This window comes from Streptomyces solicamelliae, from assembly GCF_045348655.1.
In the GTDB taxonomy this organism is placed as follows: domain Bacteria; phylum Actinomycetota; class Actinomycetes; order Streptomycetales; family Streptomycetaceae; genus Streptomyces; species Streptomyces solicamelliae.
In genome coordinates this window covers 7,157,074-7,170,838 of sequence record NZ_CP160404.1, presented here as the reverse complement: position 1 = coordinate 7,170,838, position 13,765 = coordinate 7,157,074, and the positions used below count along the sequence as shown (strand labels likewise).

The 13,765-nt window shown below is 72.0% G+C and carries 14 protein-coding genes and 1 pseudogene; 5 read left to right on the top strand and 10 right to left on the bottom strand.

Annotation, left to right across the window (positions count from 1 at the left end; translation table 11 throughout):
* Positions 1 to 32: 32 nt before the first annotated feature.
* Positions 33 to 515, bottom strand: a complete 483-nt coding sequence (locus ABZO31_RS33095; RefSeq protein WP_406865025.1) for an SRPBCC family protein — start codon at positions 513 to 515, stop codon at positions 33 to 35.
* Positions 516 to 579: 64 nt separating this feature from the next.
* Here ABZO31_RS33095 and ABZO31_RS33090 point away from each other — a divergent pair, with 64 nt between their 5' ends.
* Positions 580 to 1,173, top strand: a complete 594-nt coding sequence (locus tag ABZO31_RS33090; RefSeq protein WP_406865024.1) for a TetR family transcriptional regulator — start codon at positions 580 to 582, stop codon at positions 1,171 to 1,173.
* A gap of 560 nt (positions 1,174 to 1,733) precedes the next feature.
* Here ABZO31_RS33090 and ABZO31_RS33085 read toward each other — a convergent pair.
* The gene (locus ABZO31_RS33085; protein ID WP_406865023.1) at positions 1,734 to 2,612 is read right to left on the bottom strand and encodes a hypothetical protein; all 879 of its coding nucleotides are present in this window, start codon (positions 2,610 to 2,612) and stop codon (positions 1,734 to 1,736) included.
* 197 nt (positions 2,613 to 2,809) lie between these two features.
* Between ABZO31_RS33085 and ABZO31_RS33080 the strand changes: the two genes are divergently transcribed.
* A complete protein-coding gene (locus ABZO31_RS33080) occupies positions 2,810 to 3,352 on the top strand; it encodes a transposase family protein (RefSeq protein WP_406865022.1) in 543 nt (180 codons plus the stop codon).
* Positions 3,353 to 3,486: 134 nt separating this feature from the next.
* Here the strand turns inward: ABZO31_RS33080 and ABZO31_RS33075 are convergent, their stop codons facing one another.
* From ABZO31_RS33075 to ABZO31_RS33060, 4 genes are all read right to left on the bottom strand, one after another.
* A complete protein-coding gene (locus ABZO31_RS33075; protein WP_406865021.1) occupies positions 3,487 to 4,071 on the bottom strand; it encodes a DinB family protein in 585 nt (194 codons plus the stop codon).
* Between the two features lie 233 nt (positions 4,072 to 4,304).
* Positions 4,305 to 5,066 carry a maleylpyruvate isomerase family mycothiol-dependent enzyme gene (locus tag ABZO31_RS33070; RefSeq protein WP_406865020.1) on the bottom strand — a complete coding sequence of 254 codons (762 nt, stop codon included), beginning with the start codon at positions 5,064 to 5,066 and terminating at the stop codon, positions 4,305 to 4,307.
* Positions 5,067 to 5,169: 103 nt separating this feature from the next.
* Positions 5,170 to 5,832, bottom strand: coding sequence for a response regulator (locus ABZO31_RS33065; RefSeq protein ID WP_406865019.1), 663 nt, complete (start codon positions 5,830 to 5,832; stop codon positions 5,170 to 5,172).
* Complete coding sequence (locus tag ABZO31_RS33060; RefSeq protein WP_406865018.1) at positions 5,807 to 6,979, bottom strand: sensor histidine kinase; 1,173 nt, start codon at positions 6,977 to 6,979, stop codon at positions 5,807 to 5,809. The genes ABZO31_RS33065 and ABZO31_RS33060 overlap by 26 nt, the downstream gene beginning before the upstream one ends.
* A gap of 175 nt (positions 6,980 to 7,154) precedes the next feature.
* Here ABZO31_RS33060 and ABZO31_RS33055 point away from each other — a divergent pair, with 175 nt between their 5' ends.
* Both ABZO31_RS33055 and ABZO31_RS33050 read left to right on the top strand, forming a co-directional pair.
* Complete coding sequence (locus tag ABZO31_RS33055; protein ID WP_406865017.1) at positions 7,155 to 9,425, top strand: MMPL family transporter; 2,271 nt, start codon at positions 7,155 to 7,157, stop codon at positions 9,423 to 9,425.
* Between the two features lie 377 nt (positions 9,426 to 9,802).
* The gene (locus tag ABZO31_RS33050) at positions 9,803 to 10,102 is read left to right on the top strand and encodes a DUF6506 family protein (RefSeq protein WP_406865016.1); all 300 of its coding nucleotides are present in this window, start codon (positions 9,803 to 9,805) and stop codon (positions 10,100 to 10,102) included.
* Between the two features lie 15 nt (positions 10,103 to 10,117).
* Here the strand turns inward: ABZO31_RS33050 and ABZO31_RS33045 are convergent.
* Both ABZO31_RS33045 and ABZO31_RS33040 read right to left on the bottom strand, forming a co-directional pair.
* Positions 10,118 to 10,830, bottom strand: a pseudogene (locus ABZO31_RS33045) (IS5 family transposase).
* Positions 10,831 to 10,878: 48 nt separating this feature from the next.
* The gene (locus ABZO31_RS33040) at positions 10,879 to 11,211 is read right to left on the bottom strand and encodes an ArsR/SmtB family transcription factor (RefSeq protein WP_406865015.1); all 333 of its coding nucleotides are present in this window, start codon (positions 11,209 to 11,211) and stop codon (positions 10,879 to 10,881) included.
* A gap of 100 nt (positions 11,212 to 11,311) precedes the next feature.
* Here ABZO31_RS33040 and ABZO31_RS33035 point away from each other — a divergent pair, with 100 nt between their 5' ends.
* Positions 11,312 to 12,304, top strand: coding sequence for a quinone oxidoreductase family protein (locus ABZO31_RS33035; protein WP_406865014.1), 993 nt, complete (start codon positions 11,312 to 11,314; stop codon positions 12,302 to 12,304).
* 366 nt (positions 12,305 to 12,670) lie between these two features.
* Here the strand turns inward: ABZO31_RS33035 and cpt are convergent, their stop codons facing one another.
* Together cpt and ABZO31_RS33025 are read right to left on the bottom strand one after the other, a co-directional pair.
* A complete protein-coding gene (cpt, locus tag ABZO31_RS33030; RefSeq protein WP_406865558.1) occupies positions 12,671 to 13,192 on the bottom strand; it encodes a chloramphenicol phosphotransferase CPT in 522 nt (173 codons plus the stop codon).
* A gap of 21 nt (positions 13,193 to 13,213) precedes the next feature.
* Complete coding sequence (locus ABZO31_RS33025; protein ID WP_406865013.1) at positions 13,214 to 13,663, bottom strand: nuclear transport factor 2 family protein; 450 nt, start codon at positions 13,661 to 13,663, stop codon at positions 13,214 to 13,216.
* Between the last annotated feature and the right edge of the window lie 102 nt (positions 13,664 to 13,765).

Here is a 13,765-nt window from a genome sequence, read left to right as displayed (position 1 = left end):
CCAGCAGCGCTCCGTCCAGGCCGGGACCCCGGTCAGTCCCCCTTCGCGGCCATGGCTGCCATGAGGAGGCGGACGTACGGGGACCAGCGGGCGGGCCGGGCCGGGCGTTCGGCGAGGTCCAGGCTGTCCTCCAGCAGGGCGTCGTGGAGCCAGCGATAGGCCAGCGGCCAGGTCAGGCGGGCCGCGCCGCTGACCCGCATCGAGAGGGTGTGGCGCAGGACCGTCCGCTCCTCGTCGACGGGCAGGACGGCGTACTCGTGGAAGCCGTGGAAGCCGCGGGGTCCGGTGAAGGTGAAGCGGATCCAGGTCCCGGGGACGTACGCGGCGACGGCGTAGCGGACCGGTCCGTGCCCGCCCTTCGCGCCTGGCGACATCGGGCGGTCGAATTCCATGGGGGGCCAGGTGTCATGCGGCCAGAGCCGGTCGGCCGGTCCGGCGGACAGGGAGTCGAGGAGGGCGCCGGCCTCCTTGGGGCCCATGGGCAGTAGGCGTTCGTGGACGTTGTGGACGGGCATGGGTGTCCCCGCTCTCTCAATTGGAGATGAGCCTCTAATTAATATGGAGAGTACTCTCTGATTCATGGCGAGACCACCCCGCTTCGACACCGGCGAACTCCTTGACGCTGCCGTCCTCCTCGCCGCCGACGGCGGCCCGGCGGCCGTCACGATGTCCGCGGTCGCCCAGGCCGTAGGAGCGCCGAGCGGATCCGTGTACCACCGCTTCGCCGGACGCCCCGCACTGCTCGCCGAGGTGTGGCTGCGCACGGTCGAGGGCTTCCAGGAGGGCTACCTCGCCGCCCTCGACGACGACCCCGACCCACGGCGGGCCGCCCGGGCCGGCGCCCGGCACGTCGTCGACTGGAGCCGGGCCCACCCCCGGGAGGCGGCGCTACTCCTGTACGGCGCCGAGGAGTTCGGCCGCTCGGGCTGGTCCGAGGAGCACCGAAAGCGCGCCGACCGGGGCAACGCGCGGGTGTTCGCCCGCCTCGGCGGACTCGGCGCGGCCCTCGGCGCGACGGGGCCCGAGGGCCAGGACCGCGTCGTCCTGGCCCTGATCGACCTGCCCCTCGCCGTGATCCGCCGCCCGCTGCGCGCGCGGCTCCCTTTGCCCCCACACGCTGAAGACCTCGCCGAGGAGTCGGCCGCTGCGCTGCTCGGGGAGGAAGCGATCTAGAGCGTGTCGCTCCGATGGGCCACGTCGAGGCCGCGCGGGAGGCCACCCGCACTCCACCCGCGCCACGATCCTCGCCTGGACCCGACACTGACCGGCGGGACCGTCTTCCCGAGGAGGACCGCGCCTCCCATCGGTACTACGTCACGCCGGCGGAACTCCTTGTGCGCCTCGGGAGCTTTGAGCTGCGGGAGTTCGACAGCACGAGCTGGGACCTCTGCACCGCGGATGCCTCGATCAGCACGACGAGTTGAAGCTGTTCTTCTCTACGGCGATCCCGACATCGGGAGCACATACGTGATGCCACGTGAGACATGGGCATAGTTGTTTTGTCGATCGCTGCGCGGCGGGATGCCCTGGGCATCGGACGGCACGTGCGGCGAACACCCGTCCCGTGGGACAACCTCTCACGACTTTGTACGCGAGGGAGGTCGGGGCGTGCCGGCCTGGCGGCTTGACTGGTGGGTGAGCAACAGGCCGTCCGCCGTTGCGCATGAGTTCGGTACTGGTCCGGCGCCGGGCCGGTCTGCTGGCCGCGTCCCGCGCGTTCACGCGAAGGCGGACTACAGGCCCAGGCCGCGCAGGGCCACCGCGACGTGGCCCCGCAGGGAGCGGTCCCAGCCCTCAACGGCACCGGAGACCGCGACCGCGTCGGCCTGCACGAGGACGGTCAGTGCCGCGTCGGGCAGTGCCGTCGCCTGTCGGCGGGCCAGGGCGATCGCGGCCGTGACCCGTACCACTTCGTCGGGTGAGGCAAGGCCCGTCGTCAGGGCTCCGAGTTCATCGGAGCCGGGGTGTCCGGGCAGGTGGGCAAGTGCGAGGTTCGCCGACGCCCGCGCGTCGGCGGTGTCGCACGACACGGCGGCGAGCGCGCCCGGCAGTCCGGGCACCGGGGAGAACCAGACCAGCAACGCCGCCGCGAGGGTCACCACGGCGGGGTCGGGATCGTGCAGCCACCTCAGGAAGGAGGCCGTATGACGCTCGGCCGCACGGTAGGCCTCGGCGGCCCAGTGCAGTACCACGGCGTCGGCGACGTCGGCGACGGCATCGACGTCCGGGTCCTCCTCCTCGCAGAGAACCCGGAGCACCGCATCCTCGTCCGCCGGGCGGACTCGGTCGGCGTCGGCGAAGGCCCGCGTGGGGTTGAAAGGCAGTTCGTCGTCGCGCAGGTCGCCGATGGCGACGGCATGCAGTACGTGGAGGACGGTGTCCCGGTCGGGAGTCGAGGGAGTGTCGACGAGGGCGACGAGCGGAGCCACCACATGCGCGCTGGCCGGCCACCGGGTGCCCTGGTGGTAGACGCTACTGGTGAGGGCCGACGTGGCCGCACGGCGTACGGCCGGGTCGGAGCTGGACAGTGCCTCCAGATGCCCCGGGACGTCCGCCGCCCGGCCGTAGGCGTGGTACAGGCCGGCCCAGTCGGTCGACGGTGGGATGCTCACGGATCAAGAGCCTAACAACGTGTTGCCCGGTGGCGCGGGGCCGGCCGTGACATGACGACGGTCGCGTGGGTTGAGTGGATTGTGACGCCCTTCTCCGCCCAGCGCGGTCATGTCTCACCCTGCTCTCACCCTGCCCCTGCCTTCTGTGGCCTTGACCGTGCACATCCCGGCGATCTGATCAAGGAGTTGGCCGGTTCGTGGACGCCGCGGCGCGAAGCCGCGCTCCGGGAAGACGCGGGCGCGACCGTCAGCGGGCGGCTGGTGCCGGACCCGATCACCAGCTGGTCTTCGTCGACCGGGTGCTGGTCATCCTGGTCTGTCTGCGGCTGCAGCTGCCGCACGCGGCACTGGCCAAGCTGTCTGGGGTAACCCGACTTACCGTCACCCGCGCGATCCACGAGATCCGTCCGCTGCTGGCCCGGCGTGGCTTCGGCGTCCCCCAGCAGCCCGGCGTGCGGCTGCGCACCTTGGCCGACGTCTTCGCCTACGCCGAGGCCGAGGAGGTCGGTCTGCGCGTCGACGGCACCGAGGTGCAAGTCCGCCGTCCCCCCGCCGGGCGAGCAGGCCGCAAGTCGTTCGTGACCGGCAAGAAGAAGCAGAACACCGCCAAGACCACCACGATCAGCGACGGCTCCGGGCGGCTGCTGTGGGCCGGGGCCCACCGGCCCGGCCGCATGCACGACCAGACCGCCGTGCGCACCGAGGGCATCGCCGAGAGTTCCGCCTGCACTCGAGGGTGAAAGCCGAAGTGGACGAGGGCTATCGAGGACTGGCCAACGAATTCCCGGACCAGGTCAGCGCCCCACCGAAGAAATCGAAGGACGACGCCCCGCTCGGGGAGCGGCGTGCCTGGCGTGAGCGGCGCCGACGCGCACTAAGCCTTGATCGGTGCGGCCGACCTGGCCGCCTGCTCGATCTTCGCGCAGTGGGCTGCACGGGCTTTCTCGTCGATCTGCTGCTCGTGTTCGGCGCGCACGCCGGTCCGGCCGTCGAGGCCCTCGCGCAGGATGTCGGCGTGCCCGGTATGCCGGACGGTCTCGCCGAGGACATGGACCATGACGGCGAACAGGTTCGTGCTGGGATGGGGCTCCGGCCACCACGGCACGTGGCCGGGGGCGTCGAGGGGAAGCTCGCTGATCGTCGCGTCCGCGTGTTCCCACGTGCGCCGATAGAACCCGGTGATCTGATCGCGGGTCTCGTCCTCGCTCGCCCATAGATCGCTGCCGTCAGAGTCCTGCCACCGGCACAACGGTTCCGGGGAAGGGCGGTCGAAGACCTCGCCGAAGTACCTGGCCTCGACGGTGGCCACGTGTTTGACGAGGCCGAGGAGGTTGGTCCCGGTCGCTGTCAGAGGCCGGCGGGCGTCGTATTCGGACAGGCCGTCGAGTTTCCAGAGCAGCGCCTCGCGATCCCGCCGCAGTCTCCGGTGCAGGTTGTCCTTCGCGAATTCGTCGATCATGCGGCATGAGCCTGCCATGGGCTGCTCATGGTCTCAAGATCCCCTGCCTCGTCCGCAACGACCGGCGGAGCCGAGGCCCGGCCATGGCCCAGGCCTGACCCGCAATCAGAAGCTCGCGGAACTTGCCAGCGAGACATGAGCCGTACGGGTCGTCCGCCGCGCGGAGGCGGAGCTGTTCGCGACGTTCACCGACGCGGACGTCATCGAGGCCGTCCGCCGGCGGGATCGACTTGCTACTCCTCGGGCTCCCAGGCGATCAGCCGCTCGAACACCTGCTGGTCGCCCTCGATGGTCAGGTCGCTCAGTGTGAGGCGGCCCCAGACGACGAGGAGCAGCTGCTCGGCGGTACCCGTGGCCGCGGCGGAAGCGGGCGCGGCGTCGTCCGTGAGGGGCGCGGGCCAGGCGCCGGTGCCGTCCAGGGTGAGGAGCCAGGAGCGGCCCTCGGTGGCGTGGTAGTGGATGGTGGCGGCCTCGTGCGGCCAGGCCGCCGGGGTGGAGTTGCAGGTGTCGAGGAACTCGGCCACGCCGTCGATCGCGATGTCCGCCGGCATCGGCTGCACGGCGCCTGCGGCGAGCTGGGCGTCGTAGGTGTGCACCAGCACCTCGTGCACCCGGCGCCGGGCAACGCCCCAGGCATTCGCCGGTGACACGCCGGCGGCCCACCACGTCCAGCACTCGCGCTCCGGGCCGGCCTCGCGCAGCGCACTCAGCAGCTGCTCGTTCGACTCGGCGTACCAGGCCAGCAGCGCCTCGAGCTCGCGCGGCGCCTCCGCGGCATCCTTGGCCGGCGGAGCCTCGGCCGGGCCCGCGGCGACGATCGCGGCCCACCAGCGCTGGCCCGTACCCAGGTGCTGCACCAGATCGAACAACGTCCACGCGGGGCAGGACGGCACCGGCGCGTCCAGGCTGGGCGCGGCGGCGACCGCACTCCGGAACACGGCCGACCGCTCGTCGATCAGTCGCAGCAGGGCGGAATACTCAAGACTCTCTGTCACATCGTGTGCCTATCACCCCGGCTCAGCCCACGGCACCCCGTTTTCCAGGCCGTCAGCTGCAGGAGTTGGAGCACCTGATGGAAAGCCTGGTCAGGGCATCCGGTCAGGTTCCGGGGAGGATACGGCGCGTTTCATAGGCCCACATCGCGATCTCGACCCGGTTGCGGGCGCCGAGTTTGGCCATCAGGCTGGCCAGATGCGTCTTCACCGTGCTGAGGCTGATGTGCAGTGCATCGGCGATCTCGGTGTTGGTCAGCCCGCGAGCGACGGCGAGCAGCACCTGCTCCTCGCGGGCGGTGACGGGGGAGACCGGCTGGGCCACGGGCCGGCCGGCGGGCAGGTCCGCGAATGCCTGGAGCAGACGGACGGTGACGCTGGGCGCGATGAGCGCCTCACCGCCGGACGCCGACCGTACGGCCTGGGCCAGAAGGTCCGGTCCCGTGTCCTTGAGGAGGAATCCGCGGGCGCCGGCACGCAGCGCGCCGTAGACGTACTCGTCGAGATCGAACGTGGTGATGACGACGACGGCCAGCGGGTCGGCGACGCCCGGGCCGGCGACCAGCCGGGTGGCCTCGAGCCCGTCGAGTACGGGCATGCGGATGTCGAACAGACAGACCTCGGGGCGCAGTTCGCGGGCCAGACGTACCGCCTCCCGCCCGTCGGCGGCCTCGCCGACCACCTCGATGCCGGGCTGGGCGTTCAGCATGATCCGCAGCCCGGTGCGGATGATCGTCTGGTCGTCAGCGACGAGGACGCGAATGGACACCGCTCTCGCTCCTCGCTCCCGGCAGTTCGGCATCGACACGCCAGCCCCGGTCGGTACCCGGGCCGGCTCGTAGTGTGCCGCCGAGCAGCGTCGCGCGCTCGCGCAATCCGGTAAGTCCGTATCCGTCGCGCCCCCGGCCGGTGCGCCGGCCGTTGTCGCGCACGCTCACCCGCACCATGTGCCGTTCCGCGGCGACCCGGACGACGACCTCGGTCGCGTCGACCGCATGGCGCAGCGCGTTGGTCACCGACTCCTGCACGATCCGGTAGACGGCCGCGTCCACGGCCGGGGGCAGCGCGTCCAGCTCGCCGTCGAGCCCCAGGTCGACCCTGAGGCGACCGCCCGGGGTGCGCACCAGGCGCTCCAGATCCGCGACGCCGGCAGGGGGCGCCAGCTCGGCGCCGACCCCGCGGTCGCGCAGCGCGGCGACCATGGCGCGCATTTCCTCCAGCGTGCGCGCCCCTTCCTCCTCGACCCCCTCCAGCGCCTCGACGGCGGCGGACGGGTCGGCGCCCGCGAGCACCCGGCCCGCCTGGGCGATGATCACCATGGCCGACACGTGGTGGGCCACGGTGTCGTGCAGTTCCCGGGCGAGCTGCTCGCGCTCGCGGGAGCGCACCTGCTCCAACTGCCGATCGCGAGCGGTTCCCCGGAACCGCACGGCGGCCCCGATCACGCCGGGCAGCGACAGGAAGACGATGCCCACGACGTTCTCGAAGACCGGGGTCTCGTCCGTGACGGAACACAGCGCGCCGGCCGCGAGGATCACCGCGCCGCCCAGCACGATCTCCCGTCCCGACCCCCACCGGGGCAGCGCGTACACCAGCACGAGCACGACCGCGCCGGTGTACAGGCCGATGGGCTCGCTCGGTGCGCCGACGAGCGAGGCCACCGGAAGCAGGACCACCGAGCCGAACGCCAGCGTCACCATCGCCAGCGGTCGGGTCCGGCGCCACAGGGGCAGCAGGCACAGCCATACGGCGAACACCACCGCCACCGGCCGCCACACCACGTTCTCCCGCAGGGTGGCCTCCAGCGCCACACCGGCAAGGCCTGCCGCGAGCAGCGCCCAGTCCCGCCACACCCGGGCGGGCGGGTCGGGCGGCCGGGGTTCGGTCCACAGGGTTCGCAGGTCGTCTCGGAGCACGGTTCTCAGCCTAGGGACTGTGGCGTGCCGCGCATCGGCCGAAAGGACGGGTCGTCACTCCGCCCCGGGGCCGACGGATCCGCGGCCCGCGGGCCGATGCCGCGGAGCGCCGTGGCGACGAACCTCGGCACCGGCGGCCGTACAAGGACGGCCGACGAGGTGGTTGGAGGACCCGATGCTCTCGAAAGCCCTGTTGCGCCTGGGCGCAAGCGCCGCCCGCCATCCCTGGCGGGTGATCGCGGTATGGCTGGTCGCCGCCACGCTCGCCGTCCTCGCCGCCGTCGCCTTCGGCGGGCGGACCGCGGACTCGATGACCGCTCCGGGACTGGACTCCCGACGGGCCGCGGAACTGATCGAGCGGGCAGGCACCGGCCAGGAGGGGATGACCGCCCAAGTGGTCGTCACCCCCCTCGACGACGGTGCGACGTTCTTCGACGACGACGGCGCGCGCACCGCTCTCACGCGGCTGCAGACCGAGGTGAAGCGGCTGCCGCACGTGCTCGGCACGAGCGACCCGGCGAGGGCGCTCGACGTGGGCGGGGACACCGCCGTGCGCGGCGGCCTCGTCTCGGCCGACGGGCGGATCGCGGTCGTCCGGGTGCAGTACCCCGACCAGAGCCGGCTGTCGGCCGAAGACCTCCACGCCCTCGTCGATCTCGGCGACCGGCTGCGCCCCGAGCTGCCGCTGCGCATCGAGATGGGCGGGAACCTCTTCTACGCCTTCTCCGACCCGGACGGCGGCGTCAGCGAGTTGATCGGCCTCCTCGCCGCGGCCGCGATCCTGTTCCTGGCGTTCGGTTCGCTCGTCGCCGCCGCGCTGCCGATCGGCATGGCGGTCTTCGGACTGACCGTCGGGGTCGCCACGATGACGGTACTGGCGGGGGTCACGGACGTCCCCACCTTCGCGCCGGTCCTGGGCAGCATGGTCGGGCTCGGAGTGGGCATCGACTACGCGCTGTTCGTGCTCGCCAGGCACCGGGAGTACCTCGCGTGCGGGCTCGATCCGCAGGCGGCGGCCGGACGAGCGGTGGCAACGGCGGGGCGGCCGGTGGTCTTCGCCGGCGGCACCGTCGTCGTGTCGATCCTCGGCCTGGCGGTCGCGAACGTGCCGTTCATGACGGTGGGCGGGGTCGCCGTCTCGATCGTCGTCCTGACGATGGTGCTCGCGTCGGTGACGCTGCTGCCGGCCTTCCTCGGCGCGGCGGGCCCGCGGCTGGGCCGGGCCGGGCGGATCGGCCGGGCACTTCGGGCCGGGCGGTCGCGCCGCCTCGGCCGACGCCGGGACACGGCGGCGGGCGCCGTCGGCGCCGCCGGGTGGCGGCGCTGGCTCGGGCACGTCGGCCGGCACCCGGTGCCGTACGCGGTCGGCGCCGCGGCGCTGCTGCTGACGGCGACGCTGCCCGTGCTCGGCCTGCGCGTCGGCCTGCCCGACGACGGGTCGCTGCCTCAGAGCCGTACCGAGCGCCGCGCGTACGACCTCGTCGCCGAGGGGTTCGGCCCGGGCACCAACGGTCCCCTCGTCATCGCCGCGGACCCCGCCGGTGATCCGGGAGTCGTGGACCGCCTCGTCGGGGGGGTCGCGGCGGATCCGGGCATCGCGTCCGTCGCGCCGGCGCGCATCGACCGGGCCACCGGCGTCGCGACCCTCGTGGTGTTCCCGACCACCAGCCCTCAGGACAAGGCCACGACCGACACCATCGCCCGGCTGCGCACCGACGTGCTGCCGACGGCGATCGGGCACGGCCCGGCCAGGGCCCACGTCGGCGGCGCCGCCGCGAGCCTGTCCGATGTGGGCCGACGCACCAGCGAACGCCTGCCGGCGTTCGTCGCCGCCGTGCTGGCGCTCTCGTTCCTGCTGCTGATGCTGGTCTTCCGCTCGGTCGTCGTACCGCTCAAGGCGGTACTGCTGAACCTGCTGAGCATCGGCGCGGCCTACGGCATCATGGTCGCGGTGTTCCAGTGGGGCTGGGGAGGCGCACTCATCGGGCTGGAAGCGACGGTTCCGATCGTGTCGTTCATCCCGATGTTCCTCTTCGCCATCCTGTTCGGCCTGTCGATGGACTACGAGGTGTTCCTCCTCTCCCGCGTACGCGAGGAGTACCTGCGCACCGGCGACAACGGCACGGCGATCGTCGAGGGCGTCTCGCGCACCGCACGGATCATCACCTCGGCCGCCCTCATCATGGTGGCGGTCTTCCTGTCCTTCGCCGTCGCCGACGACCCCTCCACCAAAATGTTCGGGCTCGGCCTGGCCACCGCGATCTTCATCGACGCCACGGTCGTACGCATGGTGCTGGTACCGGCGACCATGACACTCCTCGGCCGGGCCAACTGGTGGCTGCCGAAGTGGCTGGACCGGCTGCTTCCCCGCGGCCCGGTCGGCACCGACGACACCGACGCGGAATCCACGGGTGAGGCCCTGCGTCCACGTCTGGCCGACCGCTGACTCGACTCCTGCCCGCCCTTGGCGTGCGGCACCTCGGCGTGGCCTTCTTCTCCTCGGCCGCGGCTTTCTCCAGGGCGGTGACGACGTCCTCGTCCAGGTGCATCCCGGCCGCGTCGTGGTGGGCTCACGTCACGTAGGACCGCCTATCGGCCCGGACCGTGCCACGAAGGCGCGCATCCCGCGAATTGATCACGACTCGATACGCGCCCTAGGAGTTGTCCGGCGGATCATGCGCTAGCGGGCCGTGTCGCCGTACCCGGACGGTGCGGGCGTCCGGAGTGCGGCGTAGATCACTCACGGCTTGTCCCCGTTCCAGGCCATTCCCGCCCTGGCTCTGCTTGGCTGGTGGCTCTGACGATCACAGGAGGTCGATACGTATGGCGCTCACGCACTGGGGGTTCATCTACACGGCGGACGGCAGCGCGGCAGGTGGCGACGTCAGCGTCGTGGACACGGGTACGTGCCGCAGTGTGTTCGTCGGGGTGGAGAAGCCCGAGGAGGGCATCGAGGCCGCGCGCCGCCTGGTGGGCGAGGGCGTGCAGCTGATTGAACTGTGCGGGGGATTCGGGCCGGTATGGGCCGGGCGTGTGATCGAGGCGATCGACGGCGCAGTCCCCGTGGGCACGGTTGGCTACGGACCCGAAGCGGTCGATCAGGTGCACGCGATCTTCTCGTGACGGATGCCGGCTCCTTCACTGCGATAGGGACCGGAGCCAGAGCCGAACGGCTGCGACGGTGACGGTGCCGTGAAAGATGTAGGCCCTCTTGTCGTATCTCGCCGCGACCGCCCGGGAGTTCTTGAGCGCGTCGATGGTGCGTTCCCCTTCGTTCCCGCGCTTGTAGATCGTCGTGTCGAAGCCGGTGGGCCGGCCGCCCCTGCTGCCGCGGTGCTGGCGGTTGGCCCGCTGGTTCTTCGGTGCGGGGATGGTGTGCTTGATCTGGCGTCGGCGCAGGTAGCGGCGGTTCCGCCGGGATGAGTACCGCCCCGGGAGCGGCCGAGCCCCTCATCGGGGCGGTGCTGCCGGGGCGTCCGTCTTCCCGGAACCCGGGGTGGCTTCTTGCGTGCTCCGGCGGCGTTCCGGTGAGCGCGGCAGGACGTGGAATCCACGCTCACCGTCGACCAGTCGATGCAGCCCGTCGCGTCCGCGTCGGCCAGGACGGCCTTGAGGATCCTGTCCCACATGCCGTCCGCAGACCAGCGCCTGTGCCGCTCGTACACAGTCTTCCACTTGCCGAAACGCGCAGGCAGATCCCGCCACGGCACCCCGGTGCGCTGTCGGAAGAGAATCCCGTTGGTCACCCTGCGATGACTCTCCCAACGCCCGCCCCACTGACCGCACTTCGGCAGAAGCTGCTTCAGCCGCAGCCATCCCTCATTCGTGAGATCTCCCCGCCCCGTGAACATGCCAACGACGTGAACCCGGGACAGGTCACATGATCCGTCGGACCGGCCCTAGTCCCCCTCGGCCCTGCGCAGGACCAGGTCCAGGAGTCCCGGGAAGCGCGTGTCGAACTCCTCGCGGCGGAGGCGGTTGACGCGCTTCGGGCCCTGGTCTCGTTGCTCGACCAGGCCGGCTGCGCGGAGGACGGTGAAGTGGTGGCTGAGGGCCGCCTTGCCGACCGGGACGTCGAAGCTGCCGCAGGCGCGGGACCAGTCCTCGGAGTCGGCCAGTTCGCGGACGAGGGTGAGGCGTACGGGGTCGGCGAGGGCGGACAGGGCCGTGAGGACGGGGACATCGTCGGGGTGGGTGTGCTCGGGGGCGGCGCGATGACTGGCGGCGGCCATGTGTCCTCCCGTTCGGGCGTCGAGGTTGCGGAGTGTTCGATCCAGATCATACAGTCGGGAGTGTTCGCTTTTCATTGAACAGTCGAGCCGGAGGTGCGGCATGCGCGCGATCGAACTGGTGGAACACGGCGGTCCCGAGGTCCTGAAGGTGGTCGAGGCCGAGGTCCCGGAGCCCGGCGCGGGGCAGGTGAGCATCGACGTGGCCTACGCGGGCGTCAACTTCGCCGACGTGCTCGCACGCGGCAGCGGGTACCGGGTGGAGGCGCTGCCGTACCGGCCCGGGCTGGAGGTCTCCGGACGGGTACGGGCGCTCGGCGCCGGCGTCACCGGGCTCGCCGTCGGCCAGGAGGTGACCGCCCTGACCGGCGGCGGCGCCTACGCCGAGGTGGCCGTGGCGGAGGCGGCGGCGGTGTTCCCGCTGCCCCCGGGCATCGGCCTGCAGACCGCCGCCACCCTCCCGACCGTGCTGCCCACGGCGTACGCGCTCGTGCACACGGTGGGCCGGCTCCAGGCCGGAGAGACCGTCCTGGTGCACGGCGCCGCGGGCGGAATCGGCACCGCCGTCGGCCAGTTGGCGAAGGCGGCGGGCGCCGCGGCGGTGTACGGCACGGTGTCCTCGCCTGCGAAGGCCGCGCACGCCCGCTCGTACGGCTACGACGACGTCCTCGTCGGCGACTTCCAGCAGGACGCCGCCGCGCTCGAGAAGGCCGTCCGCGAGGCGACCGGCGGCCGCGGCGTCGACCTGGCCCTGGACCCCGTCGGCGGCGAGAGCCTCAAGGGATCGCTGGCCTCGCTCGCCGTCTTCGGCCGCCTCGTCTCGTACGGGAACGCCGGCGGGGCCGAGCCGTGGCGCGTGGGCCAGCCCGACCTCGCCCCGACCGGCAACGCGGTCGCGGCATTCTCCGTCCTGACGCTCGCCCGCAGCGCACCCGACGCCCTGCGCGACCTCGCCGAGCGGGCCTTCGCGAAGGTCGCCGACGGCACGGTCACCCTGCCCGTCACCGCCGAGTTCGACCTCGCCGATGCTGCCGACGCCCACGTGTCGATGGGTTCGCGGACGAGTACCGGCAAGCTGCTGCTCAAGGTCCGCTGAGCGGCGCCGACCGCGCCGCCGGCGCTCCGGGGCTGCCGGCGGCCGAGTACGAGTGGGCCCCGCGTCCGCGCCGCGAGCGCACTGTGGGACATCGGCGGTACATCCGAGGCCGCGGTCGTCGTGGAGCCACTGCTCGCCGCCTGGGAGTCGAACGACGCGACGTCGAACCACGTCCCGGCCCGCCTGGAACGCATGGGCGCCGCCGCCGAGCCCGCCCTCCCCCGCATCCGCGCGGAACCGGCCCCGGACGCGTCGGTCCGGCCGCTTCGGCGGCATCGAGAACGACGAGGAGGTACGCGCCTGGGCCGCACCGTCCTGGCCCGACTCGCCCGACACCAGCGCGTCGTGGACGTCTCAGAGCACCCTTCAGACGACGTGCGCCGCGATGGTCCGCGCGCACGCCGGCGCTTCGGTACGCGTCGTGTCCACCTCCAGGTCGTACGACACGCCCTCGTGCACGAGCTCCGCCTGCGCTGCCGCCATGCCCGGGGTGCGGTCGCCGCGCGCGACCTCGCGCCCCGAGGCGACCGCGCTGTCGCACCTGACGCCCACCCACAGGACGGGCAGGTCGCCCAGCGCCTTGAGCCAGCGCTGCTGGGAGGCCGCCCCGCCGAGGAAGACCTCGTCGACGACGATCTTCGCCCCCGCGCGCGCCATCGCCACGATGCCCTCCGTCCACGCCTCCTCCAGTTCGCGGAACTCCGTGCCGACGCTCACTCCGCCGTCCGCGGCGAAGACGATCCCGTCGTCCGACGTCCGCATGCGCGCGGGGAGGGCGTCGACGAACGAGTCGCATCCGAACGCGAGCCACTGCTCGGGGAGTTCGGCCTGCAGGCAGCGCACGATGCCCGTCTTCCCCGAGCTGGAACCGCCGTTGAGGATGATCATTCGAGTCGTCACCGTGACACTCTACGACTTCGCCGCCAGGGTCAGGATGTCCTTGTTCCCCTCGCCCCAGCCCGCGGTCATGACGATCTCGTCGATCTTCCATCCGTCGGCCGTCCGGGCCAGCCCGAACCGGTACGCGCCGTAGAAGGTCCACTGCGGCGATCCGTACGGGTTGGCCAGCCGGTGCGAGGTCTGGAAGGAGGCGGTGAGCGTCCCGCGGTCGCCGTCGACGGTGACCAGGTGGTTGCCGAGCAGATGCTGGGTGGCGTCGAAGACGCCGATCAGCTCCGACCACGTCGCGGTGACCTCGGCCGCCGTCAGGTGCTGCGGTTCGCCCCCGTAGATGCTGGTGAAGTCGTGCACCACCTTGTCGCCGAGAAGTCCCGGCAGCGCCGCCCAGTCACGGGTGTCGACGCTCCACATCATCAGCGTGCAGGTCTCGATGATGTCGTAACGGTCCTGAAGCTCCATGACTGACTCCTCGGCGAGGGACGGACGCGGCGGCGACGCGGTTCGCGCCGCCCGGCGTCCAGGCTGCCGCTTCGCGGCGGGGCGCCCCAGGCCCGGCCTGTA

Coding starts and splice junctions, on each gene's coding strand:
- ABZO31_RS33055 (WP_406865017.1), top strand. CDS start 7,155: ATGCTCTCGAAAGCCCTGTTGCGCCTGGGCGCAAGCGCCGCCCGCCAT.
- ABZO31_RS33050 (WP_406865016.1), top strand. CDS start 9,803: ATGGCGCTCACGCACTGGGGGTTCATCTACACGGCGGACGGCAGCGCG.
- ABZO31_RS33040 (WP_406865015.1), bottom strand. CDS start 11,211: ATGGCCGCCGCCAGTCATCGCGCCGCCCCCGAGCACACCCACCCCGAC.
- cpt (WP_406865558.1), bottom strand. CDS start 13,192: ATGATCATCCTCAACGGCGGTTCCAGCTCGGGGAAGACGGGCATCGTG.
- ABZO31_RS33025 (WP_406865013.1), bottom strand. CDS start 13,663: ATGGAGCTTCAGGACCGTTACGACATCATCGAGACCTGCACGCTGATG.
- ABZO31_RS33075 (WP_406865021.1), bottom strand. CDS start 4,071: ATGATCGACGAATTCGCGAAGGACAACCTGCACCGGAGACTGCGGCGG.
- ABZO31_RS33035 (WP_406865014.1), top strand. CDS start 11,312: ATGCGCGCGATCGAACTGGTGGAACACGGCGGTCCCGAGGTCCTGAAG.
- ABZO31_RS33090 (WP_406865024.1), top strand. CDS start 580: ATGGCGAGACCACCCCGCTTCGACACCGGCGAACTCCTTGACGCTGCC.
- ABZO31_RS33095 (WP_406865025.1), bottom strand. CDS start 515: ATGCCCGTCCACAACGTCCACGAACGCCTACTGCCCATGGGCCCCAAG.